Source organism: Nocardioides sp. (assembly GCF_014360585.1).
Lineage (GTDB): Bacteria > Actinomycetota > Actinomycetes > Propionibacteriales > Nocardioidaceae > Nocardioides.
The window spans coordinates 38,293-61,358 of the sequence record NZ_JACIXG010000024.1 but is presented as its reverse complement, the minus strand read 5'-3'; the positions used below and the strand labels follow the sequence as shown (position 1 = coordinate 61,358).

Here is a 23,066-nt window from a genome sequence, read left to right as displayed (position 1 = left end):
TCATCCCGCCGGAGGTGGGGCCGACGAAGTTGGCGAGCTGAGCGATGAGCACGGCCCCATCGTGTGGCATCGAGGTAGCCCGTCGGCGACCTCGATGTGACGCCGGCATGGCGGGGCGACGTATTGGCTCGAGGCGATCTCTTCGGGAGTAGCGTTGAGCCATGACGAACCTGGACGCGCACCCCATCCCCGTCGAGTGTGTCGGCGGGAACGGCGACGAAGGCGTCGAGATCCAGATCATCACGCCGCGCGACGTGCCCCTGGGCGGTCCGCGCGCGATGAACGTACGCCGCACCCTCCCCGCCCGCGCGCGCTCGCTGATCGGCGCCTGGTGCTTCCTGGACCACTTCGGTCCCGACGATGTCGTCGTCTCCGGGGGAATGGAGGTGCCGCCGCACCCGCACACCGGCCTGGCGACGGTCTCCTGGCTTTTCACCGGCGAGGTCGAGCACCGCGACTCGGTCGGAACCGTCGGGATGGTGCGCCCGGGCGAGGTCAATCTGATGACCTCCGGTCGCGGGATCTCCCACTCGGAGAACTCGACGGACGAGACCACCGTCCTGCACGGGGCGCAGCTGTGGGTCGCCCTCCCCGACGAGTTCCGCGACGTCGAGCCGGCGTTCGAGAACTTCCGCCCGACGCCGATCGAACGTGAGGGCGCGACGGTCCGGGTCTTCTTGGGGTCGCTGCTGGGCGCGACGTCGCCGGTGCGGACCTACTCCGAGATCCTCGGCGCCGAGATCCTGCTCGAGCCCGGCACCCGGCTCGAGATCCCGGTCGATGGCCGGTTCGAGCACGGAGTGCTGGTGGACACCGGCGAGGTTTCGATGACCGGTGTCGGCCCGTCCGGTCCGGCCTCGGCCGACGTGGAGAAGGACTCGCTCGCCTACGCCCCTCCGGGCGCCACGACGCTGATCCTGCAGGCCGGCGAGGCCTGGACCAGGCTGCTCCTCCTCGGCGGTCCGCCGTTCGGCGAGTCGATCATCATGTGGTGGAACTTCGTCGGCCGCACCCACGACGAGGTCGTCGCCTACCGCCAGGAGTGGCAGGAGCAGGTCACTCGTGGCGGCGAGCTGGTCGAGGACTCCCAGGATGTGGGCGCCGGGCGCTTCGGAGTGGTCGAGGGCAACCACCAGAAGCCGATCCCCGCACCTCCTCTTCCCAACGCGCGCCTCCGCTCGCGGTCCTAGGTGGCGTCCAGGCTCGCGTCCACGCCCGTGCATAGACTGCAGTCGTGAGCGACGAATCCTCAGACCCAGGAGTCGTGCTGGCAGTGGCGGTGGGCCGTAGCCGCAGCCAGGCCGCGGTCTTCGACCTCGCCGGACGCGAGCTGGCCGGCGACACCCGAGACCACGAGGTCGGCATCTCCGCCGAGGCGCTGATGCCAGAGGTCGTCGAACGGATGACCAAGATGGTGACCTCGATCGACCTGCCGGTCCTGGCGATCGGGATGAGCCTGCCCGGCGTGGTCAACCCCGACCTCGGGATGAGCATCGACACCCCGGCGATGGGCGGCTGGGACGGCGTCCAGCTGGCGCCCTACTTCACCGCGCTGACCGACGCTCCCCTGATCCTCGCCCACGACGCGCACGCGCTGGCGCGCTCGGAGCTCTTCAACTCCGACCATCCCGTACGCAACGCCCTGGTCGTCAAGGCATCGACCGGCCTCGGCATGGGCATCATCACCGACGGCAAGGTGGTCACCGGGGCCCTCGGGGCGGCCGGCGAGATCGGTCACACCCGTATCGACGCTGCCGGAGACCGGCCCTGCCGCTGCGGCTCGACCGGCTGCCTGGAGACGGTCGCGTCCGGCTGGGCGCTCGCTCAGCGGTTGACCGACTCCGGCGTCCCCGCAGGTCACGTACGCGATCTGGTGGCCGCCGCGCTCGCCGGCGACGCCGTGGCGCGCGGGCTGCTGCGCGAGGGCGGGCGACAGCTCGGCGAGGTCGTCGCCACCGCCGTCAACCTGCTCAACCCGGAGGTCGTCGTCATCGGCGGTGACATGGCCGGCGCCTTCGACCTCTACACCGCCGGGGTGCGCGAGAGCGTCTACGCCCGTGCCAACCCGATCGCCACCCGCGAGCTCACCTTCATGGCCCAGCTGCACGGCGACTCCTCGGGCCTGGTCGGCTGCGCCGCGATGGCGATCGAGTCGCTGATCGACACGCAGTGATTGTCGGCCTCCTCTGGCTGCTCGGATGCCAGCTGGCCGGAACCGCGATCGTCGAGCTGACCGGGATCCCCCTGCCCGGCCCTGTGGTGGGGATGCTGCTGCTGTTCCTCGTCCTGGTCCTGCGTCGCCGTGGCGGCGAGGACGACCCGATCATCCAGGTCGGCGACTACTTCCTCTCCCACCTGCAGCTCTTCTTCATCCCGGCGGGGGTCGGGGTGATCGCCTACCTCGCGGTCATCCGCGACGCCGCGCTGCCCATCGTCGTCGCGCTGCTCGGCTCCTGGCTGCTCGGGCTGGCCACCGTGGGCTGGGTGCTCGGGCTGTTCCTGCGCCGGGTGCCCGAGGTCGCCGGCACCCAGGGCGCTCCGGGGGAGGAGATCGAATGATCCAGTGAGCATCGTCCTGTGGCTGTTCGTGACGGTGGCTGCGTACGAGCTCGGGCGGTGGCTGCGCAGACGGACCCACTCGCCGCTCGCCCAGCCGGTCGCGGTCGCGGTCGTGATCGTCGGGGCTCTGCTGGCACTCAGCGGCACGACCTACGACGACTACGCCGACGCGACGACGTTGATCAGCTTCCTGCTCGGGCCGGCGACGGTGGCGTTGGCGATCCCGCTCTACCACCAGGCTGCCCGGCTGAAGGGGATGGTGGTCCCGGTCCTGTTCGCGCTGACCGCCGGCGCGGTGGTGTCGATGGTCAGCGGCGTCCTGCTGGTGCGTTGGCTCGGTGGCGGCGATGTGCTGGAGCGGACGATGGCGACCAAGGCCGTCACCGCTCCGGTGTCGATCGCGCTGACCGAACGGCTGGGCGGCTACCCGGAGCTGTCGGCGGCCTTCGCGATCGTGGTCGGCATCGTCGGCGCCATGGTGGCACCCCGTCTCCTGACCCTGCTCGGGATCCGGGACCCGCGAGCCCGCGGCATCGCGGTCGGTGCGGTCTCCCACGGCATCGGCACCGCGCGGATGCTGGAGGAGAGCCGCGTCGAAGGCGCCTTCTCCGGGCTGGCGATGGGACTCACCGCGGTGGTGACGTGTCTGCTGGTCCCGCTGGTGGCGTACTTCCTGCTCTGAGCCGGTCCCACGAGCGGGGCTCTGCCCGGGGAGCCTCTAACGTAGATCTCATGGCCCGTGTGCACGCCTTCTCCGACGACGTACTCGGCACTCTCGACGCGGTTGGGGTCGCCGAGGCGCTGCGGCGTGGTGACTTCAGCACCACGGAGGCCGTCGAGGCATCCATCGCGCGGATCGAGGCGGTCGACCCGCAACTCGGCGCGATGGCGTACCGGACTTTCGACCGGGCCAGGGTCCAGGCGCGTGCGCCGAGGGCAGGCTTCTTCGCAGGCGTGCCCACCCTGATCAAGGACAACACCGACGTCGCCGGGGCGCCCACCCGGAACGGCACGGACTCGTACGTCATGCCGCCGGCCTCACGCAACGGCGAGATGACCAAGCTGCTCTTCAAGCTCGGGCTGCTGTCGCTGGGAAAGACCCAGCTCTCGGAGTTCGGCTTCTCGGGCACCGCCGAGCACGCGCGGCTCGGCGCGGTGCGCAACCCGTGGGACACCGACCGCGTGGCCGGCGCGTCGTCGGCCGGCTCGGGTGCGCTGGTCGCTGCCGGGGCCGTGCCGCTCGCTCACGGCAACGACGGCGGCGGCTCGATCCGGATCCCGGCCGGAGCCTGCGGGCTGGTCGGGCTCAAGCCGACCCGCGACCGGCTGCCGCAGGACCCGCTCTACGGGCTGCTGCCGCTCAAGATCGTCACCGACGGGGTTCTCACCCGATCGGTGCGCGACACCGCTGCCTTCTTCCGGGAGGCCGAGAAGGCTCATCACACCTCGCTCCCGCCGATCGGGGACGTCACCGGGCCCGGGACGAAACGGCTCCGCTGCGCCATCTTCACCGGCGCGCTCGGGCGCGAGGCCAGTCCCGAGGTCGCCGAGCTCACGGTCAAGACGGCGGCGGTGCTGGAAGAGCTCGGCCACACCGTCGAGAGCGTGCCCGCGCCGGTGCCGGCGACCTTCGCCGACGACTTCGTCCTCTACTGGGGCACTCTCGCCGTCGCCCTGGTCAACGCCGGGCCGCTCCGCGGCAAGACCTGGGACCGCCAGCGGCTCGACAACCTCACCGTCGGCCTGGCCCAGCACACGCTGAAGAACGCGAAGTACGTCCCGGCCGCAATCGTCCGGCTGCGCAGGGCGCAGGCGATCGCGGAGGGCTTCCACGCGGCGTACGACGTCGTTCTGACACCCACGGTCGCGCACCAGACACCGGAGATCGGGCGGTTGGCACCGAGCCAGGCCTACGAGGTGGTGATGGAACGGCTGATGGCCTGGGTCGCGTTCACGCCGTGGCAGAACGTCGTCGGTGGGCCGGCGGTGTCGCTGCCGATTCAGCAGACGTTGGCCGGGCTGCCGCAGGGGATGATGTTCGGGGCGGCGCCGGGACAGGAGCGGATGCTGCTCGAGCTGTCCTACGAGCTCGAGGAGGCGATGGGTTTCGCGCGCATCTGGGAGCCCGGCGGATTCGCCGAGGACCCCGCTGACCTGCGATGATGTGGGTGATCCGCGGAAGGATCGCCTCGATTTGTGAGCGTGGCGCCCCTGCCGTAATGTTCTCTCACGCAACGCCCCTTTAGCTCAGTCGGCAGAGCGTCTCCATGGTAAGGAGAAGGTCTACGGTTCGATTCCGTAAAGGGGCTCTGGAGTTCGGGTCCCGCAGCAGGAATGTTGCGGGCCTGATTCCTGTTGAGGCGGGGTAGCTCAGGCGGTTAGAGCGCACGACTCATAATCGTGAGGTCGCGGGTTCGATCCCCGCCCCCGCTACCGCCAAAGACCGCAACACCTCGATCAGCACCGTAAGGAAACTCCTGTGGCCAGCAAGAGCAGCGACGTTCGTCCGAAGATCACCCTCGCTTGCACCGAGTGCAAGGAGCGGAACTACATCTCCAAGAAGAACCGTCGGAACGACCCCGACCGTATCGAGCTCAACAAGTACTGCCCGCGGTGCCGTTGCCACCGGGCGCACCGAGAGACCCGCTGAAGTCTGTCTTCATAGGTAGAGCGCGACGCTGATCAGCGCTCCGAACGCCCCGCTCCCGCACTTCGGGAGGCGGGGCGTTCGTCTATTTGCCGAAGCGTCACTCCGGTCGGCCGAAACGTCACTTCGGTCGTCCGAGTTGGCAGACCGATCCCAACTCGGCCGACGTACGTGACGCTTCGGCCGACGGGGGCGACTTCTCGGCGGACCACTAGAGTTGTACGCATGGCAGTTGATGGGTCGCTCGTAGGGCGCGCGTTTCCTCCGACCAGGCCCTATCGGGTCACCGACGAGAAGGTGCGGGAGCTCGCTGCCGCCACCGGGATGAGCTGGGAGAGCGGCGACCGGGTCCCGGCGACGTTCCCGATCGTGCTCGCCTTCGACGCGATGAACGCCTTCCTCGAGGATGTCGAGGTCGAGCTGTCGCGGATCGTGCACGGTGAGCAGAAGTTCTCCTACGTCCGGCCGATCGCTCCGGGCGACGTGCTGACCGCGACCCTGAGCGTCGCCTCGCTGCGTCAGATCGGCGGCAACGACATCATCGGCACCGTCTCCGAGATCACCGACGAGTCCGGCGCGCTCGTGTGCACGACCTCAGCCACCCTGGTCCACCGAGCGGCGGAGGTCGCCTGATGTCCGACACCGTGCTGGAGGCCGGCGCCGAGCTGGCCCCGAAGACCTACCCCGTGACCCGGGCGTCGCTGGTTCGCTACGCCGGTGCGAGCGGTGACTTCAACCCGATCCACTGGTCCGACCGGATCGCCACCGCCGTCGGCCTCCCCGGGGTGATCGCCCACGGGATGTTCACCATGGCTCTGGTCGCTCGAGCGGTCTCGGAGTGGACCGACGGTGCCGAGGTCGTCGACTTCGGTGCCAAGTTCACCAACCCGGTCGTAGTACCCGATGACGAGGAGGGCACCTCGGTGACCATCAGCGGCACCGTCAAGTCGGTCGAGGACGGGCTGGCGACGATCGCCCTGACCGTGGTCTCGACAGGCTCGACCACCGGGGAATCCCAGAAGGTGCTCGGCATGCCGAAGGTCTCCGTACGTGTCTGAGCCCCTGGCCCGGCACACCACCTTCCACCTCGGCGGCCCGGCGGCGGAGTTCGTCACCGCGACCACCGAGACGGAGATCATCGAGGCCGTGACCGCTGCCGACGTGGCCGGCAAGGACGTGCTGCTCCTCGGCGGCGGCAGCAACCTGGTCGTCGCCGACGCGGGCTTCCCGGGCACCGTCATCAAGCTGGCGACCACGGGCGTGTCGGTGGAGACGGTCGAGGGCGGCGTACTCGTCACGGTGGCTGCGGGCGAGACCTGGGACGACTTCGTGTCGACCGCCGTCGACAAGGGCTGGAGCGGTGTCGAGGCGCTCTCCGGGATCCCCGGCAGTGTCGGCGCCACCCCGATCCAGAACGTGGGCGCCTACGGCCAGGACGTCTCCCAGACCATCACCTCGGTCAAGGTGTTCGACCGCGAGCGCCGCGAGGTGCGCAGCTTCACCGCTGAGGAGTGCGGGTTCGGCTACCGCTGGTCGCGGTTCAAGGCCACGCCCGGGCGCTACGTGGTTCTCTCGGTCGACTTCCGGCTCGGTACCGACGGCGAGACGGGCTCCCCGATCGCGTACGCCCAGCTCGCCGGCGCCCTCGGCGTCGAGCAGGGCACCCGGGTGCCGTCCAAGCAGATCCGTGAGGCCGTCCTGAACCTGCGCAGCAGCAAAGGCATGGTCATCGACGAGGCCGACCACGACACCTGGTCGGCGGGCTCGTTCTTCACCAACCCCGTCGTCGCGCCGGAGGATGTGCCAGAGGGCGCTCCGGCCTATCCGCAGCCTGACGGCACCGTCAAGACCTCCGCTGCATGGCTCATCGACCACGCCGGGTTCAAGAAGGGCCACACGCCCGACGGCCTGGCCGGCCGCGTCTCCCTCTCCACGAAGCACACGCTGGCCCTCACCAACCGCGGCGAGGGCACGACCGAGGACCTGCTCGTCCTCGCGAGAGAGGTGCGTGACGGGGTCGAGGCGGCGTACGGGATCGTGCTCGTCAACGAGCCCGTCATGCTCGGCGTCTCCCTCTAGCCTGCCGAGTCGGCGCGTCAGAACGAGCCGACTCGGCGTCAGGTTCGGTTCAGGAGTACGAGCACCTCGTGGTGATCGGTGTTCGGGAACATGTCGAGCAGTCGCGCTGAGACCGGTCGCAGCGAGGGCATGTCGCGCAGGTCGCGGGCGAGGGTGTCGACGTTGCACGAGGAGTAGACGACGTGCTCGACGCCTGACTGCTCCAGCCACCCAGCGAGCGCGGCGCCGATGCCGCGCCGCGGCGGGTTGACGATGACCAGGTCGGGTGCGGAGCCGGAGGAGACGGCGTACGCAGCGGCATCGCCGGCCACCCAGCTGGTGCCGGGCAGGCCCAGCTCGGCGGCGGTCGAGGCGGCGGCTTCGATGGCCTGCTCGCTGGCCTCGACGCCGAGCACCTCCCGCCCGGGCGCGGCGACGTGAAGGCCGAAGCCGCCGACGCCGCAGTAGAGGTCCCACACCGAGCCCGGAGACACCGAGGAGACCAGATCGCGGGCATGGCGGTAGAGCGCGGCCGCGACGGCGGTGTTGGTCTGGAAGAACGAGTGTGGACGCAGTCGCAGGCCGATCCCGTTGACCTCCATCGTCAGGGTCTCGCGGGCGGTCAGGAAGATCTCCTCGGGGCCCTCGATGACGGCCTTGTGCTCCGGCTGGATGTTCACCGAGGCGACGCCGATCGGGAGCTCGTCCAGCAGCGCCGGAAGGTGCTTGCGCAGCCGGGACAGCGCCTCGGTGGAGCGCAGCACCCACCGCACCATCAGCTCACCGCCGGGCGCCTCGGTGACGATCACGTGCTTGAGCTCGCCGCGCCGCTCCGGGACCGAATAGGGCGTGAGCCGCGCTGTCGTGACGAACCGGGACAGGACCGGCAGCGCGGCCTGCAGCCCAGGAGTGTGGAGCCCGCAGGCGAGCAGGTCGACACCGAGACCGTCGTGGGACAGGATCCCCAGGGTCGGGGCCTCCACCGAGCCGGCTACGACCATCTTCGCCTTGTTGCGGAAACCGGCCTCCGGACTGGAGACCGGTTCCTCCCAACGTTCCTCGTCGAGCCCGACCGACGCGAGCGCCGTGGCGACCCGTCGCTGCTTCTGCGCGAGCTGGTCGGCGTACGCCATCTCCAGCCAGCGGCAGGAGCGACAGGCACCGGAGGTGAAGTAGTCGCAGTCCATCCGTCAGATTCGGCTGCTCAGGATCGCGTTGACGCTGTCGAACGTGGTCACGTCGCTCTCGTTGGCGGCGACGACGATCATCACGATGATGAAGACGACGTAGACGATCATGAAGAGCAGGTAGAGCGCTCCGAAGATCGTCCCGATGAGCCCGGTGATGAACCCGGCCTGAGCGTTGCCACGGCCGCTGTAGGCCGCCGGGTTGGCGTCGATCTCGGCCATCACCCGCTTGCCCTTGATCCAGCCGAAAGGGGCGATGAAGACGCCGATCCCGAGGCACATGACCGACAGGCACAGGCCGACGATCCCGAAGACCATCGCCGAGTTCGCCTCGGGGTGGGGCGGAGGCTGCGGGAAGCCGTAGGGCGCGGGGGGAGGCTGGTAGCCGCCGGTGGTGGTGTGCTCGTCATCCCTCAGAACTCGCTGTCGTACGGCTCGTAGCTGTCGTAGCTCGACGGGTTGTCGAATCCGCCGTTGAACCCGATGACGACGATGACGATGATCAGCAGGATGCTCAGGATCAGCAGGACGGTGCCGATGATGCCGAGGATGAAGCCCGCCTGCGCGTTGCCGCGGCCGGTCAGGGCACCGGCCGAAGCGTCGATCCGCTTCTTGGCGCTCAGGCCCAGGAACAGGGCGAACGGCGAGAGGACGACCGGCAGGCCACAGAGGAACGCCCCCACGAGCCCGATGATGCCCAGGACCATCGCCGTGGTCGCCCCCGAGTCCGGGGTGCCGACCGGCCCGGGGTACCCGCCCGGAGCGCCGTAGGGCGCCTGACCGTAGCCCGGCTGGCCGCCGTAGTTCGGCTGACCGCCGTAGGCGGGCGGCGGCGGAGTCTGTCCGTAGCCGACCGCCGGCGGCTTCTGGTCGTAGGTCGCGCCGCCGTAGGGGTTGGGCGGCTGCTCACCGTAGGTCTGGCCGTACGTCGGCTGGCCCGGCTCGGCCGGGCTCGGCGCAGGCGGAGTGGAGCCGTCGGCCGGGTTGTTGGGGTCGGACTGATCGTCGGACGGGTTCGTCATGTCCGACATTCTGTCTTAACTCAGTCAATCCGTGGGCTGTGAGGGCGCGTTGAGCCAGTCGTCGATCTCCGCGAGTAGACCCTTCTTGGTCGACTCGGGCGCCGTCGAGGCGGTCACCGACATCCGCGCCAGGTCGGCGAGGGTCTCGTCGGTGAGCTCGTGCGCGGCCCGCATCGTGGCGTACTGAGCCGCCAGCCTGGACCCGAACAGCAGCGGGTCATCAGCGCCCAGCGCCACGGTCGCGCCGGCGTCGAGCAGCTGCGGCAGCGGCACCGAGGTGAGGTCTGAGTAGACGCCGAGCGACACGTTGGAGGTCGGGCAGACCTCCAGAGCGACCCCCGCGCGCACGATCTCGTCGAGCAGCGCCGGGTCCTCGGCAGCGCGTACGCCGTGACCCAGACGGGTCGCGTGCAGCGACCGCAGCACGGTGCGGATGTGCTCGGGCCCGCGCAGCTCACCGCCGTGGGGCATCAGCCGCAGGCCGGCTCGCTCGGCGATCTGGAAGGCGTGGTCGAACTCCTCGGTGCGCCCGCGCCGCTCGTCGTTGGAGAGCCCGAAGCCGACCACCCCTTGGTCGACGTACTGTCCGGCCAGGCGGGCCAGCGTGCGCGCGTCCATCGGGTGCCGGGTGCGGTTGGAGGCGATGATCACCGCGATCCCGAGCCCCGTCGCCCGTTCGGCGTCGGCGACGGCCGAGAGGACCAGGTCGGTGAAGGCGGTGATCCCGCCGAACTTCGCCGCATAGCCCGACGGGTCGACCTGGATCTCGAGCCACCTGCCGCCGTCGCGTACGTCGTCCTCGGCGACCTCCATGACGAGCCGCCGGATGTCGGCCTCGGTGCGCAGCACCGAGCGCGCCACGTCATAGAGCCGCTGGAACCGGAACCAGCCCTTCTCGTCGGCCGCGCTCAGCGTCGGCGGCCAGTCCGCGACCAGCTGCTCGGGCAGCCGGATCCCGTCGCGGGTGGCCAGCTCGAGCAGGGTCTGATGGCGCATCGCACCTGTGAAGTGCAGGTGCAGATGCGCCTTCGGCAGCGTACGTAGGTCGCGTCGTTCCCTCACGCGAGCAGCTTCTCCGCAGCGGCCAGCTTCACGCACACGGTGACGACCTCCATGGCGCCGCTGACCTGCTCCAACGGCGGGAAGGACGGGGCGAGCCGGATGTTGGTGTCCTCCGGGTCGACCTTGGCGGGGAAGGCGGAGCCGGCCGGGGTCAGGGCGACGCCGGCACCCTTGGCCAGCTCGATCACGCGGGTCGCGGTGCCGGGGAGGACGTCGAGGCTGACGAAGTAGCCACCGGCGGGCTTGGTCCAGGTCGCGACGCCGAGCGCTCCGAGCTCGTCGGTGAGCGCGTCCTCGACGGCCGCGAACCGCGGCGCGAGCAGCTCGCGGTGCTTGGCCATGTGCTCGCGGACACCGGCCGCCGAGCCGAAGAACTCGGCGTGCCGCAGGTGGTTGACCTTGTCCGGGCCGATCGCGCCGTGGCTGAGATGACCGAGCCACCAGGCGACGTTCTCCTTCGACCCGCCGAAGAAGCCGACGCCTGCGCCCGCGTAGGTGACCTTGGAGGTCGAGGCGAAGACCAGCGGACGGTGCGGGTTGCCGGCGGTGTTGGCCAGCGAGACGATGTCGGCGGTCTTGGTCTCGGCCGGGGTCAGGTGGTGCAGCGCGTAGGCGTTGTCCCAGAAGATCTTGAAGTCGGGAGCCGCGGTCGGCATCGACGCGAGCCGGTCGGCGATCTCCTGCGAGGTGGTGTCACCGGTCGGGTTGGCGTAGGTCGGGACCAGCCACATGCCCTTGATCGTGGGGTCGTCCTTGACCAGGGCCGCGACGGCCTCGGCGTCGGGGCCGTCGGCGCCCATCGGCACGGTCACCATCTCGATCCCGAACCACTCCAGCAGCGTGAAGTGGCGGTCGTAGCCGGGCACCGGGCAGACGAACTTCACCGTCTCCTCGCGACCCCACGGGCGCTCGCTGTCGACGCCGCCGTGGAGCCACAGGTACATCAGCGTGTCGCGCATCATGGTGAGGCTCGAGTTGCCGCCGGCGATGAGCTGGCCGGTCTCCAGGCCGAGCAGCTCGGCGTAGATCTCGCGGATCTCGATGCCGCCGGCCAGACCGCCGTAGTTGCGCGTGTCGGTGCCGTCCGGGGCAGTCGTCGACTTCGGGAGCTGGAGCAGGCCGTCGGAGAGGTCGAGCTGGTCGGCCGAGGGCTTGCCCCGGGTCAGGTCCAGCTTCAGGCCCTTGGCCACCAGGCTGTCGTACGCCGTGCGCTGCTCCGTTGCGAACGCTTCGAGTTCCTCGCGCGAGAGTTCGGCGAGGGGGCGGGGATCTGAGGTCATGCCAGCAATCCTATGGGTCAAGGGGTCCCGGTTTGGAACGTGTTGAGCCGCGTGCGTAGACTCACCGTTGGTGGTCTTCCCACATGGTTAGTTGCGCCCTCAACCGCGCCGCTGATGCAGACCTCCGTAGGGCACTAGCTCAACTGGCAGAGCATCGGTCTCCAAAACCGAAGGTTGGGGGTTCAAGTCCCTCGTGCCCTGCAAAGCCGGACCAGCGATGGAAACGTTTTCGAGAGAAGGTGGCGGCGTGACGGACAGCAAGGCAGTCCCGACTCCGAACGAGAAGAAGACGGAGAAGCGCACCAGTCTCCCGACGTTCTACCGTCAGGTCGTGGCCGAGCTCCGCAAGGTCGTCTGGCCGACGCAGCAGCAGCTCACGACGTACTTCATCGTGGTTCTGGTCTTCGTCCTGGTCATGATGGCCATCGTCGCGGGCCTTGACCTCGGGTTCGGCAAGTTGATGTTCTGGGTGTTCGGCGGCCGCGACGCGTGATCGCGTGGGCCCCGGCCCGCGGAGCACACCCGATACACACAATCAACGGTTTGGAGCAGGACGTGTCTGAGCAGGACTACACCGAGGAGACCGAGGTCCTCGAGACGGCCGAGGCCGCCTCCGACGTGCCTGCAGAGGCTGAGTTCGAAGAGGCTGACGAGTCGGGCGAGTCCGACGACGCCGGCGTGGACGAGGGCGAGGCGTCCTTCGACGAGATCGTCGATGGCGAGGCCCCTGAGGCTGCTGACGACGACCCGCTCGAGGTGTTCCGCCGGGAGCTGTGGGCGAAGCCGGGTGACTGGTTCGTGATCCACACCTACTCCGGCATGGAGAACCGGGTGAAGTCCAACCTGGAGAACCGCATCGTCTCCCTCAACATGGAGGACTACATCCACGAGATCGTGGTCCCCACCGAAGAGGTCCCGGAGATCAAGAACGGCCAGCGCAAGATGGTCAAGCGCACCGTTCTCCCGGGTTACGTCCTGGTCCGCATGGACCTCACCGACGAGTCCTGGTCCGCCGTACGCCACACCCCGTCGGTCACCGGCTTCGTCGGCCACAGCCACCAGCCGGTGCCGCTGTCGATGACCGAGGTCGAGAACATGCTCGCTCCGGCCGTCGTCGCCCAGGCCGAGGCCGAGGCTGCTGCCGCTGGTGAGGCCGCGTCCTCCACCGGTGGCTCCGCGACCACCGCCAAGAAGCCCGTCGAGGTCGTCGACTTCGCCGAGGGCGACTCGGTCACCGTCGTCGACGGTCCCTTCGCCACGCTGCACGCGACCATCACCGAGCTCAACGCCGAGTCCCAGCGCGTCAAGGCGCTCGTCGAGATCTTCGGTCGCGAGACCCCGGTCGAGCTCTCGTTCAACCAGATCGAGAAGGTCTGAGCCTATGACCTGCGACGAAGTCGCAGGTCATAACGCGAAGAGGTCGAGCGAGCGTCACCACTGAGCTTGCGAAGTGGTGTAAGCGGGTCGAGACCGACCTTCCCGTAACAATCAGGCCCCTTGTCCGCATCTGCGAGCAAGGGGCCTGATGTGTTTCCTGGCGAACCCGGTCAGACCGGCGTCGGCAACGTGGCGAGCTCCCGCGGATCATCGGCTGCCGGCAGCAGAACGAGAGTCTCCAGGTCCCGTACGACGGCAGCAGGCGTGATCGAGGACGGCATCAGGAGAACGTCGATGAGCCCGTCGACAGAGTGGTCGACGGTGAACCGAGCAGCGGCGTTGATCCTGACGAGCTCGTCGACCGGGCCGAGTGCCGTGGCGTCGTGGATGCCTCGTGCCAGCGCGGCCGGGTTGTCCGGCGCGACGAGAGTGATCGAGCCGCAGTCCGTCTCGGGGAGCCCGCCGTCGTCGGAGGCGACGACGCGGCAACCGGAGTGCTGGGCCTCGATCGAGACGATGCCGAAGGTCTCGTGCCAGTACTGGCTGTTGGACGGCATCACGATGATGTCGTGCTGGGCCATCAGCGTGGCCATCGACCGCGGAGTCGTCCGACGGGGGACGACCCGGACCCTGGGATGGGCTTCGAGGACGCGCTGGATGTTGCGGCCGTGCGGCTTGTCGGCGCCTGCGGTCGTGGCCGTGCAGGTGAAGGACCGGTCCCGGCCGGCGGGGACCAGGTCGAGCATCGCCAGCAAGGTGTAGATCCCCTTCTCCGGGCTCAGCCGGCCGGCGTAGAGGATGCGGATCTCGGCGTCGTCGGCGGGAGGTCGGACCTCGGTGCTGAAGCAGAGCTCGGCGTAGGGGTAGACGATGCTGATCGTGTCCACGTCGACGTCGAGGAACTCGGCCCACAGCCCGGCGGCGAACCGGCTGGTCGCGATCAGCGACCGGTCCTGCATGGTGGCGGCGATCCGCACTCGGTCGACGTCGGCGCCCGGCGGCGGCACGTGCAGCATCTGGTACGCCGGTCGTCTGGTGGCCACGACGGGGAACTCGGCCACGAAGATCACCACCCCGTCCAGGTCGTCGACGTCAGCGACGGACGCCAACGAGACGAAGGGGATGTCGGTGAACTCGTCGCGGCCGTCCGTCAGGCCGACCCCGATGGTGACGACATGGGCCTTGATACCGCGGCGGTTGAGCTCGCGGACGTGCCCGATCGTGTAGTTCTCGGTTCCCCCGGTGCCTGCCGGCAGTGGTTGGTAGGGGTTCCAGACGAAGTAGATGTTTCCGATTGTCTTCTGACGATCGTCGCGGTACGAAGGCATCTGCCAACTGTCTGCGGATTGCTGCCGACACCGCTGCCGTGTGCCTCCGCGGTGTCCGCGGCGGGCGACAGGTGTCCTGCAGTCTTGACTCCAGCGTAGCCGGTGGACCCTCACCGCACGTGGACGCGAACTTCCCAGGGCTCCAGCCGACCGGGCCTGCTCCGGCTCGGGGTGTAGTTGGTCAGCACCAGGTCACGATCCGCCAGGTCGTCGCGGTCGAAGGAGACGGGCAGGTCGGACAGGTTCGCATGGACGGTGAGAGTCGTGTCGCTCAGGTGGCGCCGGAACGCGTAGATCTGGTCACGACCCGTGTGGACGGCGACGAAGTTGCCGTCCACGACGACCGGCAGCCGGTGGCGCAGGGCGATCAGCGCTCGGTAGTACTCATAGATCGAACCTGGCGTCCCGCGCTGCGCGGCGACGTTCAACCAGCTGTGGTTGGGGTTGAGTCCGATCCAGGGATTTCCGGTGGTGAAGCCGGCACCAGGCGCGGCGCTCCATTGCATCGGTGTGCGCGAGTTGTCCCGGCTCCGGCGCCGCAGGGTGTCCAGCACGTCGGCGGGGTCCTCGTGGTGCGTACCGACGGCTTTCGCGTAGTAGTCCAGGGACTCGATGTCGCGGAACTCGTCCAGCGCGGCGAACGGGGCGTTGATCATCCCGATCTCCTCGCCCTGGTAGACGTACGGCGTGCCCCGGTGCAGGTGCAGCACGGTCGCCAGGGCGGTGGCCGACTCGCGCCAGTACGTGGTGTCGTTGCCGTAGCGGGAGATGACCCTGGGCTGGTCGTGGTTGTTCCAGTAGAGGCTGTTCCATCCGGAGTCGCCGAGGGCGGTCTGCCACTTCGCGAGCGTGTCCCGCAGGTCGTTGATGTTCATCCGGCGCTGGGTCCACTTGTCGCCTTCGGCGTCGAGGAAGACGTGCTCGTACTGGAACACCATGGCCAGCTGGCCGTGCTCGCGGTGGGTGAACTCGCGGGCCTGCTCCGGAGTCACACCCGGCATCTCGCCAACGGTGAGGTAGGTGTCCGGCCGTGGGTCGAAGACCCGGCGCTTCATCTCGGCCAGGTAGGCGTGGATCTGGGGCCCGTAGCTGAAGTGCGGCATCCCGTCGCCGTAGCCGTCGCGGTTGAGCGGCCCGTCGGGCATCTCGGGATCCTTGGAGATGAAGTTGATGACGTCCATCCGGAAGCCGTCGATCCCGCGGTCGAGCCACCAGTTCATCATGGTGAAGATCGCCTCGCGGGTGTCCGGGTTGTCCCAGTTCAGATCCGGCTGGGACGGGTCGAACAGGTGCAGGTAGTACTGGCCGCGCTCCGGCACCCACTTCCAGGCCGGGCCGCCGAAGGACGCCCCCCAGTTGTTCGGCTCCGACCCCGGCTCACCTGGCACGGTCCCCGGCCGGGCGTCGCGCCAGAAGTACCAGTCGGAGGTGGGTGCCTCACGCGAGGCGCGCGAGGCGAGGAACCAGGGGTGCTGGTCCGAGGTGTGGTTGACGACGAGGTCCATGATCAGCCTCATGCCCCGTACGTGCACCGCGGCGATCAGCCGGTCGAGGTCCTCCAGGGTGCCGAAGAGGGGATCGACGTCCTGATAGTCGCTGACGTCGTAGCCGTTGTCCTGCTGGGGCGAGCGATAGACCGGCGACAGCCAGATCACATCGATCCCCAGCTCCTGGAGATAGTCCAGCTGGTCCACGATGCCCGGAAGATCGCCGATGCCGTCGTTGTCGGAGTCGGCGAAGCTTCGCGGGTAGATCTGATAGACCACCGCTGACTTCCACCAGGCCTCGTTCTCCGAGGCCGATCGAACCGCGCCGGGTGTGGCCATGCGCCGCCGCCTCGGGTCTGCCACCATGCCAGTGTCGAGAATGACCTGGACGACTGTGGCCTTGTGGCGAGCCTATCCGGAACGCAAAGGCCCGGCCTTCACCGCACGTCGAGCCGATACCCGTACCCGCGGACAGTCTTGAGGAGCGCCGGCTGGCTGGGATCGACCTCGATCTTCGTCCTGAGCCGCCGGATGTGCGGGGGAAGGTTGCGTCGGTGGAGCGGGTGCTTCAACCGTGATGCCGCGCGAAGCAGAAGCCTCTGTTCCACGGCCGCCCCGGCCTGCTCGGCAAGGGTGCCGAGGATGAGGAACTCGGTGATCGTCAGAGCCACCTCTTCGTCGCCGCGGTACAGGCGGATTCCATCGAGATCCAAGATGAGCGGCCCGTCGAGGGAGTCGATGACGATGTGCTTGTTCCTGTAGCGGGTGGGGGCTGCCGGTACTGCGAGGAGCATGGTCGAATGTTGCCCTCTGTGCAGCGCTGGGCGGATCATTAGGGCCCCTCTGACATGAAACCGCAATCCAACGGCATGCGAATCAGATGCCGCTGGCATGCCGATCATCAACAGACCTCGGGAAGGATGACGTGGCGATCCGGGGCCGCGCAGCCGCCTGCGGACTGGACCGCTGACGCGGGGTCGTTTCCGCGTCCTACTGAGTCGTTCTGATCATGGTTGGAGTGGTGTGATGCGCCTGTCCGTTCTCGCTGTCGTGAGTGCTGCGTTGTGTGGTCTGGGTGTGAGCGCCCATCCCGCGTCGGCGTCGGCCTTCAACGCCGCGCCCTCGGCGCCGACGGAGATGTCGACGAGCCCGGAGACGACGTGCCCGGGTGAGTCGTACCTGAGGGACACCACCCCGGTGCTGTCGGCGACGTTCGCGGACCCGGACGACCACAATGTCGCGGCGAGGTTCGAGGTGCTCTCCGGCGGGTCGTCGGTGTGGAGCAGCGGCTATGACGCCGCCGCGGCCTCGGGCTCCACGCACGCCGTGACGGTGCCCGAGGGCACGCTGACCGACGGGGCGACCTACACCTGGCGAGCCAGGGGCCGGGACACGAACAACCGGCCGGGCCCGTGGGCAGCTCCGTGCGAGTTCACTGTCGACACGGTTCGGCCGGATGCCCCGGTGGTCACGTCCACGACCTATCCCGAGGACCAGATCTCGGGTGGAGTCGGGACCTCCGGCACGTTCGACTTCGCCGGCTCGAGCGACACGGAGGCATTTCGTTACTCGTTCGACGGGACGACCCCCGCGGTCGTGGAGCCTTCCGCCATCGGTGCGTCGGCAACCGCGACGTTCACCCCGTCGACCTCGGGCTCGCATCGATTGAGCGTCGAGGCGATCGACCGGGCCGGGAACGTCTCGGACTCGCGTCTCTACCGGTTCAGTGTCGAGTCCGTGTCCACGGGCGCCTATTGGCGTATGGATACGGGCGCAAGCCCGGAGCTCGACTCGGCTCCTGGAGGCGCACACCCGTTGAACGTTCCGGAGGGTGTCGAACGGACCGACGGGACGTTCCGGGCGTTCTTCCCGGACGACTTCCCCGGTGACCTGGCGCTGGGATTCGACGGCGATGACAGTGGTGCGACCACCCAGGGTGCCGTGCTGGACGCCTCGGCGTCGTTCACGATGTCCGCCTTCGTCCGAGTCGACGACACGTCCTCGGTGACCAGGGCAGCCGTCTCGCAGGGCGGCGAGGTCAACGGCGCTGCTCAGCTGGGTCGACTCGCCTCGGGCGACTGCCCTGAGGGCATGACGACCTGTTTCGGGTTCTGGATGCAGTCGGACGACACCACCCCTCGGACGGCGGTGACCTCCGCCCGCCCGGTCGCCGTTGGAGAGTGGGTCCACCTGTCGGGGGTCTGGGACGCATCGGCGAAGGAGATGACCCTCTACACCTGTGCGATCGGAACTCCGCCGGACGCGTTCCCGGCCGACAGCGGTGTGCCGGTGGCGACCTCGGCGGCCTTCGAGCCGACCGGGCCGTCGTCCGCCGGCCCGGTGCGGGTCGGGTCCGGCTGGGTCGGGGGCGAGGAGTCGCAGAAGTGGCACGGTGCTGTCGACGACGTACGCCTCTACTCCTCGGTCAAGTCGGAGTCGGACATCCGCATGATCTGCAACGGCGACACCACCTACTGAGCGCGTCTGAACGCCCTGCGCCCATCAGGGTGCAGGGCGTTCAACAGCGCGCCGTCTACGGCAGCGTGTCGATCAGCCACTCGACGTACCCGGTGATGTCGGTGACGACTCCGGGGGCGTCGGCCCTGGTCTCGGTGACGGTCCGGCCGAGCAGTCGGACGCCGCAGGCGTCGATGGCGCGGTTGGTGTCCCAGCCCGGCGCGAGGTCGGGGAAGCGGGCGGCCAGCTCAGCGGCGCAGATCCCACGTCGCTCGGGGATCGAGGCCCAGCTGCCGTCGTCGGTCGGGGTGGGGCTGGGGGTGGGTGTGGTCGAGGGGCTCGAGCTCGGCTTCTCGTCCGGGTCCGCACCAGCCGTCGGCTTCGGCTTCGACTGGGTGGTGTTGTCCGGGCGCTTCTTGCCCGGCTTCCCGTCCGAGCTCTTCTTCGCCTTCGGCCCGCGCGCGGTGGGGCTCGGCTCGGTGTGCGCGGGGGCGGCGGCGAGCTCGATGTCGTCGCTGCCGTAGGGGCTGTCGGAGTAGCCCTTGGCGATCTTCAGGACCGTGGCGACGTACGCCTCGCTGCGGTTGTAGCGCGCGAGCGCGGCCCGCTGCCCCTTGGTGGTCGAGACGTCCTCCTCGCCCGAGCAGAGGTAGACCGCGGCGGCGAGGGCGGCGTCGTCGATGTCCTGCGGGTCGCGTACGCCGTCGCCGTCTCCGTCGACCGCCACCAGCGGCCACGTGGAGGGGATGAACTGCATCGGTCCGACGGCCCGGTCTCCGCTGGTGAGCTTGTCGACCGCGCCGGCATCGGTGTCGGGTGCGGGGTCGCCGGCCGCGGTGGTCAGCGCCGGGCCGTAGATGGCGGGGGAGGCCTTGCCGGCGTCGTCGAGGCGACTGCTCTTCAGACGTCCGTGGTCGGACTCGACCATCCCGACGGCGGCGAGCAGATTCCAGTCGAGGGCGCAGGCCCGGTCGGCGGTGGTGACGACGGCGGCCGCGCGCTGATAGGCGGCCAGTGCGGTCATCGGGATGCCGCTGCCCTGCGCCATCGCGATGGCGACCGTGCCGGTCCGGGCGCCCTCGCGAGCCCCCTGGGCCGGCGCGGGCTCCGTCACGCTCGCGGGTTGCTCGATCATCGAGGTCGCCATGATCTCCCCGCCGGGCAGCTTCACGGGCTCGTCGGGATCGAACCCGGTCCCGGTGGCGGCAGCGGTCCAGGCGGCCGAGAGCGCGGTCAGCGGGACGAGTGCGGCGTACATGGACAGACGGCGTCGATTGAACAATTGAGCTCCCTTTGTAAATCCCGGGGGGAGTATGTCAGCGACGTGTGGTCGCCGTCACGAAGAGGGGTCCGATCAGTGAACCTGCGTGCAGATTTCGTGGATCCGACCTCGATCACGGACAATTGACCAGTTGCGAGAGCAACACAGCAGGTGGCAGAGGCCGAACGCAAAAGCGGCTTCGTCATGACCACGAGAAGGAAGAGATCTCAAGAATGCCTCCGAAGAAGAAGATCGCAGCGCTCGTCAAGGTGCAGCTGCAGGCCGGCGCCGCGACCCCGGCCCCGCCGGTCGGTACCGCGCTCGGTCCGCACGGCGTCAACATCATGGAGTTCTGCAAGGCGTACAACGCCCAGACCGAAGCCATGCGCGGCAACGTGATCCCCGTCGAGATCACCATCTACGAGGACCGCAGCTTCACCTTCATCACGAAGACCCCGCCGGCCGCCGAGCTGATCAAGAAGGCCGCCGGTCTGAAGAAGGGCTCGTCCGTCCCGCACAAGGACAAGGTCGGCAAGCTGACCAAGGACCAGGTGCGCGAGATCGCGACCACCAAGCTTCCCGACCTCAACGCGGAGGACATCGACGCCGCGATGAAGATCGTCGAGGGCACCGCCCGCTCCATGGGCGTCACCACCGACTGAAACGTGGGAGAGCCGCGCTGGCTCGCTAACCACATCTCCTCTTAACCACTTAAGGAATCATCATGCAGCGCAGCAAGACCTACCGCGCGGCGGAAGAGACGTTCGACAAGGACGAGCTCTACGCCCCGCTGGCCGCGATCAAGATCGCCAAGGGCTCCAGCAAGAAGAAGTTCGACGAGACCGTTGACGTCGTCATGCGTCTCGGTGTCGACCCCCGTAAGGCCGACCAGATGGTGCGCGGCACCGTCAGCCTGCCCCACGGCACCGGTAAGACGATGCGCGTCATCGTCTTCGCCGCTGCTCCGGACAAGGCCGAGTCCGCTCGCGAGGCCGGCGCCGACGTCGTCGGTGGCGACGAGCTGATCGAGAAGGTCTCCGGTGGCTGGCTCGACTTCGACGCCGTCGTCGCGACCCCGGACATGATGGGCAAGGTCGGCCGCCTCGGCCGCGTGCTCGGCCCCCGTGGCCTCATGCCGAACCCGAAGACCGGCACGGTCACCCCGGACCCGGGCAAGGCCGTGTCCGACATCAAGGGCGGCAAGATCGACTTCCGGGTCGACCGCCATGCCAACCTTCACTTCATCATCGGCAAGGCCTCCTTCTCCGAGGCCCAGCTCGCTGAGAACTACGCCGCTGCTCTCGAGGAGGTGCTTCGTCTGAAGCCGTCCTCCTCCAAGGGCCGCTACCTGAAGAAGGTCACCGTCTCGACCACCATGGGCCCCGGTGTCCAGGTCGACCCCAACCGCATCAAGAACGTCGCGGGTGAGGACGAGGCCTGAGCCTGTGACCCTGCGAGGAACGAGCAGGGACACAACGCGAAGGGATCGAGCGAGCGCGCGGCTGAGCTTGCGAAGCCGCGACCGCGGGTCGAGATCGACCCTTCACGTGTGACCTAAGCATCGAGCGCTGTCGCCCAGACCGGGCGGCGGCGCTCGATGCATTTGTGCGCTGCGTACGTCTTCTTTCTGTTCCTCTGTCACTGCCGGACGAGGGTGCCGGGACCCTAGGGTCGGAAGGTCGACGAAAGGAACCTCGGTGCTCAGACTTCGTGTTCTCGTCCCGATCCTCGCCGCCGCAGCCCTCACTGCGACAGGCCTGTCTGCCGCGGCAGCAGCGCCACCCGACGCCCTCGACCCAGTCGTCGTGACCGACAAGGGAGCGGTCCGCGGTGTCGCCCACGACGGCTTCCGGACGTTCAAGGGGATCCCGTACGCCGCCCCGCCGGTCGACCGGCTCCGCTGGCGCGCCCCGGCGCCGGCCGCTTCGTGGACCGGGGTGCGGGACGCCACCGAACCGGGTAGCCAGTGCGCGCAGCTGGCTCCGGCGTACGGAGGTGAGTCCACCTTCGACGAGGACTGCCTGTTCCTCAACGTGTTCGCCCCGAACAAGCCGGGTAAGCGGAAGCTGCCAGTGATGGTGTGGTTCCACGGCGGAGGGAACACCACCGGCTCCAGCACCGGCTACGACGGCAGCAAGCTCGCCGTCGACGGTGACGTGGTCGTCGTGAGCGTCAACTACCGTCTCGGCGCGATCGGCTGGCTCGCGCATGCCGGGTTGGACGGGGCGTACGAGTCCGGCAACTACGGACTGCTCGACCAGCAGGCCGCGCTGCGCTGGGTGCAGCGCAACATCGCCGCCTTCGGTGGTAACCGGCGCAACGTGACGGTCTTCGGGGAGTCTGCCGGGTCGATCGACACCTGCGCCCAGATCGCCTCGCCCGCCGCTGCAGGCCTGTTCCACAAGGCGATCCCGCAGAGCGGGAGCTGCGCGGCCGGGGCCCGGAGCGATGCGGGTGCCGAGGCCGAGGGCCGTCGGCTCGCCGACGCGGTGGGCTGCGGCGACGCGGCCGACGTCGCGGAGTGTCTGCGTGCGACCCCGGCCAAGGACCTGGTCGAGGCCTTCGGTGCTGAGGGGCTCAACGCCGGTCCGGTCGTCGGCGACCCGCGGGTGCTGCCGCGGACCTATCCCGATGCCATCGACTCTGGCCACTTCAACCGGATGCCGGTGATGCACGGCTCGACCCTGGACGAGATGCGGCTCTATGTCGGGCTCGAGTATCCGCGGCCGATCACGGTGGAGCAGTATGAGCAGATCGTACGCAGCACCTATGGCCCCGCCGCTGACGCCGTCCTCGAGCTCTACCCGGCCAGCGCCTTCGACGAGCCGCGGCACGCGCTGGCGGCCATTCGCACCGACTCGGCCGGTGGGCTGTCCACCTGCGCGCACCAGGATGCCTTCGCGAAGCTCGAGGCAGCCGGGGTGCCGGTCTTCGCCTACCAGTTCGCCGACCGGGGCGCGCCGCCGCTGATCGACATGCCGGGCTATGACGAGGGCGCCGAGCACGCCACGGAGCTGACCTACCTGTTCCCGGGCCTGCTGGGTGAGCTCGACGAGCCGCAGCAGGAGCTGTCGGACACGATGGTCGCCTACTGGACCTCGTTCGCCCACCACGGGCGTCCGGTCGCGCCGCGCGCTCCGCGCTGGCCGGCCTTCCGAGACTCTGGCGACGTGCTTCAGCTCGCGCCGGGGAAGGCGGGAATCCTAACGGTCGACACCGCCGCGGCGAGCCACTGCGCCTTCTGGGCAGGGGTTATCGGCTGACTCACAATCTCGCCACGATGGCGCCTCTAGGCGAGGGTCCCGGGCTCAACGTGGCCAAAGACACGTAGAGTGCCCCGC

At 68.8% G+C, this 23,066-nt stretch carries 24 protein-coding genes and 3 tRNA genes; 18 read left to right on the top strand and 9 right to left on the bottom strand.

The features are described from left to right. The first annotated feature begins 161 nt into the window (after nucleotides 1-161). The 11 genes from H5T77_RS10400 to H5T77_RS10350 all read left to right on the top strand — a co-directional run bounded on the left by H5T77_RS10400 (nucleotide 162) and on the right by H5T77_RS10350 (nucleotide 7,285). On the top strand, nucleotides 162-1,190 hold the full coding sequence (locus H5T77_RS10400; RefSeq protein ID WP_292648579.1) for a pirin family protein: 1,029 nt from the start codon (nucleotides 162-164) through the stop codon (nucleotides 1,188-1,190). Nucleotides 1,191-1,234: 44 nt separating this feature from the next. Continuing rightward, entirely contained in the window at nucleotides 1,235-2,173 is a 939-nt protein-coding gene (locus tag H5T77_RS10395; RefSeq protein ID WP_292648577.1) for an ROK family protein, read from the top strand. Then, entirely contained in the window at nucleotides 2,170-2,559 is a 390-nt protein-coding gene (locus H5T77_RS10390; protein WP_292648575.1) for a CidA/LrgA family protein, read from the top strand. The genes H5T77_RS10395 and H5T77_RS10390 overlap by 4 nt, the downstream gene beginning before the upstream one ends. Nucleotides 2,560-2,563: 4 nt before the next feature. Next, nucleotides 2,564-3,241 carry an LrgB family protein gene (locus H5T77_RS10385; RefSeq protein WP_292648573.1) on the top strand — a complete coding sequence of 226 codons (678 nt, stop codon included), beginning with the start codon at nucleotides 2,564-2,566 and terminating at the stop codon, nucleotides 3,239-3,241. 50 nt (nucleotides 3,242-3,291) lie between these two features. Further along, nucleotides 3,292-4,722, top strand: a complete 1,431-nt coding sequence (locus H5T77_RS10380) for an amidase (RefSeq protein WP_292648571.1) — start codon at nucleotides 3,292-3,294, stop codon at nucleotides 4,720-4,722. A gap of 73 nt (nucleotides 4,723-4,795) precedes the next feature. Further along, nucleotides 4,796-4,868: transfer RNA gene (locus H5T77_RS10375), tRNA-Thr, on the top strand. A gap of 50 nt (nucleotides 4,869-4,918) precedes the next feature. After that, nucleotides 4,919-4,992, top strand: a tRNA-Met gene (locus H5T77_RS10370). Nucleotides 4,993-5,038: 46 nt separating this feature from the next. Continuing rightward, nucleotides 5,039-5,209: a 50S ribosomal protein L33 gene (rpmG, locus tag H5T77_RS10365; RefSeq protein ID WP_292648570.1), complete on the top strand. Its 171-nt coding sequence runs from the start codon at nucleotides 5,039-5,041 to the stop codon at nucleotides 5,207-5,209. A gap of 222 nt (nucleotides 5,210-5,431) precedes the next feature. Next, nucleotides 5,432-5,839 (top strand): FAS1-like dehydratase domain-containing protein, encoded by a 408-nt coding sequence (locus H5T77_RS10360; protein ID WP_292648568.1) that lies wholly within the window; start codon nucleotides 5,432-5,434, stop codon nucleotides 5,837-5,839. Then, nucleotides 5,839-6,264 (top strand): MaoC/PaaZ C-terminal domain-containing protein, encoded by a 426-nt coding sequence (locus H5T77_RS10355; RefSeq protein WP_292648567.1) that lies wholly within the window; start codon nucleotides 5,839-5,841, stop codon nucleotides 6,262-6,264. The genes H5T77_RS10360 and H5T77_RS10355 overlap by 1 nt, the downstream gene beginning before the upstream one ends. Next, nucleotides 6,257-7,285, top strand: a complete 1,029-nt coding sequence (locus H5T77_RS10350; protein WP_292648565.1) for a UDP-N-acetylmuramate dehydrogenase — start codon at nucleotides 6,257-6,259, stop codon at nucleotides 7,283-7,285. The genes H5T77_RS10355 and H5T77_RS10350 overlap by 8 nt, the downstream gene beginning before the upstream one ends. 38 nt (nucleotides 7,286-7,323) lie before the next feature. On the opposite strand, the gene rlmC is transcribed toward H5T77_RS10350, so the two are convergent. The 5 genes from rlmC to H5T77_RS10325 form a co-directional block, all read right to left on the bottom strand. After that, nucleotides 7,324-8,451, bottom strand: a complete 1,128-nt coding sequence (gene rlmC / locus H5T77_RS10345) for a 23S rRNA (uracil(747)-C(5))-methyltransferase RlmC (protein ID WP_292648563.1) — start codon at nucleotides 8,449-8,451, stop codon at nucleotides 7,324-7,326. 3 nt (nucleotides 8,452-8,454) lie between these two features. Beyond that, nucleotides 8,455-8,769: a DUF4190 domain-containing protein gene (locus H5T77_RS10340; protein ID WP_292648561.1), complete on the bottom strand. Its 315-nt coding sequence runs from the start codon at nucleotides 8,767-8,769 to the stop codon at nucleotides 8,455-8,457. A gap of 95 nt (nucleotides 8,770-8,864) precedes the next feature. After that, complete coding sequence (locus H5T77_RS10335; protein WP_292648559.1) at nucleotides 8,865-9,473, bottom strand: DUF4190 domain-containing protein; 609 nt, start codon at nucleotides 9,471-9,473, stop codon at nucleotides 8,865-8,867. Between the two features lie 24 nt (nucleotides 9,474-9,497). Continuing rightward, on the bottom strand, nucleotides 9,498-10,535 hold the full coding sequence (locus tag H5T77_RS10330; RefSeq protein ID WP_292648557.1) for an adenosine deaminase: 1,038 nt from the start codon (nucleotides 10,533-10,535) through the stop codon (nucleotides 9,498-9,500). After that, nucleotides 10,532-11,815 (bottom strand): aspartate aminotransferase type Ic, encoded by a 1,284-nt coding sequence (locus H5T77_RS10325; protein WP_292648554.1) that lies wholly within the window; start codon nucleotides 11,813-11,815, stop codon nucleotides 10,532-10,534. The genes H5T77_RS10330 and H5T77_RS10325 overlap by 4 nt, the downstream gene beginning before the upstream one ends. Before the next feature lie 128 nt (nucleotides 11,816-11,943). Between H5T77_RS10325 and H5T77_RS10320 the strand changes: the two genes are divergently transcribed. The 3 genes from H5T77_RS10320 (at nucleotide 11,944) to nusG (ending at nucleotide 13,192) form a co-directional block, all read left to right on the top strand. Beyond that, nucleotides 11,944-12,016, top strand: a tRNA-Trp gene (locus H5T77_RS10320). Between the two features lie 16 nt (nucleotides 12,017-12,032). Then, on the top strand, nucleotides 12,033-12,308 hold the full coding sequence (secE, locus tag H5T77_RS10315) for a preprotein translocase subunit SecE (protein ID WP_292648552.1): 276 nt from the start codon (nucleotides 12,033-12,035) through the stop codon (nucleotides 12,306-12,308). A 62-nt stretch (nucleotides 12,309-12,370) separates the two neighbouring features. Continuing rightward, nucleotides 12,371-13,192, top strand: coding sequence for a transcription termination/antitermination protein NusG (gene nusG, locus H5T77_RS10310; protein ID WP_292648550.1), 822 nt, complete (start codon nucleotides 12,371-12,373; stop codon nucleotides 13,190-13,192). A gap of 170 nt (nucleotides 13,193-13,362) precedes the next feature. On the opposite strand, the gene H5T77_RS10305 is transcribed toward nusG, so the two are convergent. From H5T77_RS10305 to H5T77_RS10295, 3 genes are all read right to left on the bottom strand, one after another. Beyond that, nucleotides 13,363-14,520 carry a glycosyltransferase family 4 protein gene (locus tag H5T77_RS10305; RefSeq protein ID WP_292648547.1) on the bottom strand — a complete coding sequence of 386 codons (1,158 nt, stop codon included), beginning with the start codon at nucleotides 14,518-14,520 and terminating at the stop codon, nucleotides 13,363-13,365. 110 nt (nucleotides 14,521-14,630) lie between these two features. Continuing rightward, a complete protein-coding gene (locus tag H5T77_RS10300; RefSeq protein ID WP_292648545.1) occupies nucleotides 14,631-16,346 on the bottom strand; it encodes an alpha-glucosidase in 1,716 nt (571 codons plus the stop codon). Between the two features lie 98 nt (nucleotides 16,347-16,444). Then, nucleotides 16,445-16,801 (bottom strand): winged helix-turn-helix domain-containing protein, encoded by a 357-nt coding sequence (locus tag H5T77_RS10295; protein WP_292648542.1) that lies wholly within the window; start codon nucleotides 16,799-16,801, stop codon nucleotides 16,445-16,447. 232 nt (nucleotides 16,802-17,033) lie between these two features. On the opposite strand from H5T77_RS10295, the gene H5T77_RS10290 reads away from it, so the two are divergent. After that, nucleotides 17,034-18,485 (top strand): LamG domain-containing protein, encoded by a 1,452-nt coding sequence (locus H5T77_RS10290; RefSeq protein ID WP_292648540.1) that lies wholly within the window; start codon nucleotides 17,034-17,036, stop codon nucleotides 18,483-18,485. 55 nt (nucleotides 18,486-18,540) lie between these two features. Here the strand turns inward: H5T77_RS10290 and H5T77_RS10285 are convergent, their stop codons facing one another. Beyond that, entirely contained in the window at nucleotides 18,541-19,746 is a 1,206-nt protein-coding gene (locus H5T77_RS10285) for a lytic transglycosylase domain-containing protein (protein ID WP_292648537.1), read from the bottom strand. 212 nt (nucleotides 19,747-19,958) lie between these two features. Between H5T77_RS10285 and rplK the strand changes: the two genes are divergently transcribed. The 3 genes from rplK to H5T77_RS10270 all read left to right on the top strand — a co-directional run bounded on the left by rplK (nucleotide 19,959) and on the right by H5T77_RS10270 (nucleotide 22,988). After that, on the top strand, nucleotides 19,959-20,387 hold the full coding sequence (rplK, locus tag H5T77_RS10280) for a 50S ribosomal protein L11 (RefSeq protein WP_141802520.1): 429 nt from the start codon (nucleotides 19,959-19,961) through the stop codon (nucleotides 20,385-20,387). 62 nt (nucleotides 20,388-20,449) lie between these two features. Beyond that, nucleotides 20,450-21,166, top strand: a complete 717-nt coding sequence (gene rplA / locus H5T77_RS10275) for a 50S ribosomal protein L1 (RefSeq protein WP_292648530.1) — start codon at nucleotides 20,450-20,452, stop codon at nucleotides 21,164-21,166. A 256-nt stretch (nucleotides 21,167-21,422) separates the two neighbouring features. After that, nucleotides 21,423-22,988, top strand: a complete 1,566-nt coding sequence (locus H5T77_RS10270; protein ID WP_292648527.1) for a carboxylesterase/lipase family protein — start codon at nucleotides 21,423-21,425, stop codon at nucleotides 22,986-22,988. The last annotated feature ends 78 nt before the right edge of the window (nucleotides 22,989-23,066 follow it).

Excerpts from the sequence above, each read along its gene's own strand:
- H5T77_RS10335 (WP_292648559.1), bottom strand. The coding sequence starts at position 9,473 with ATGACGAACCCGTCCGACGATCAGTCCGACCCCAACAACCCGGCCGAC.
- rplA (WP_292648530.1), top strand. The coding sequence starts at position 20,450 with ATGCAGCGCAGCAAGACCTACCGCGCGGCGGAAGAGACGTTCGACAAG.
- H5T77_RS10325 (WP_292648554.1), bottom strand. The coding sequence starts at position 11,815 with ATGACCTCAGATCCCCGCCCCCTCGCCGAACTCTCGCGCGAGGAACTC.
- H5T77_RS10360 (WP_292648568.1), top strand. The coding sequence starts at position 5,432 with ATGGCAGTTGATGGGTCGCTCGTAGGGCGCGCGTTTCCTCCGACCAGG.
- H5T77_RS10300 (WP_292648545.1), bottom strand. The coding sequence starts at position 16,346 with ATGGCCACACCCGGCGCGGTTCGATCGGCCTCGGAGAACGAGGCCTGG.
- H5T77_RS10295 (WP_292648542.1), bottom strand. The coding sequence starts at position 16,801 with ATGCTCCTCGCAGTACCGGCAGCCCCCACCCGCTACAGGAACAAGCAC.
- H5T77_RS10400 (WP_292648579.1), top strand. The coding sequence starts at position 162 with ATGACGAACCTGGACGCGCACCCCATCCCCGTCGAGTGTGTCGGCGGG.
- H5T77_RS10290 (WP_292648540.1), top strand. The coding sequence starts at position 17,034 with ATGCGCCTGTCCGTTCTCGCTGTCGTGAGTGCTGCGTTGTGTGGTCTG.
- rplK (WP_141802520.1), top strand. The coding sequence starts at position 19,959 with ATGCCTCCGAAGAAGAAGATCGCAGCGCTCGTCAAGGTGCAGCTGCAG.
- H5T77_RS10340 (WP_292648561.1), bottom strand. The coding sequence starts at position 8,769 with ATGGTCTTCGGGATCGTCGGCCTGTGCCTGTCGGTCATGTGCCTCGGG.
- secE (WP_292648552.1), top strand. The coding sequence starts at position 12,033 with ATGGAAACGTTTTCGAGAGAAGGTGGCGGCGTGACGGACAGCAAGGCA.
- H5T77_RS10305 (WP_292648547.1), bottom strand. The coding sequence starts at position 14,520 with ATGCCTTCGTACCGCGACGATCGTCAGAAGACAATCGGAAACATCTAC.
- H5T77_RS10380 (WP_292648571.1), top strand. The coding sequence starts at position 3,292 with ATGGCCCGTGTGCACGCCTTCTCCGACGACGTACTCGGCACTCTCGAC.
- H5T77_RS10355 (WP_292648567.1), top strand. The coding sequence starts at position 5,839 with ATGTCCGACACCGTGCTGGAGGCCGGCGCCGAGCTGGCCCCGAAGACC.
- rlmC (WP_292648563.1), bottom strand. The coding sequence starts at position 8,451 with ATGGACTGCGACTACTTCACCTCCGGTGCCTGTCGCTCCTGCCGCTGG.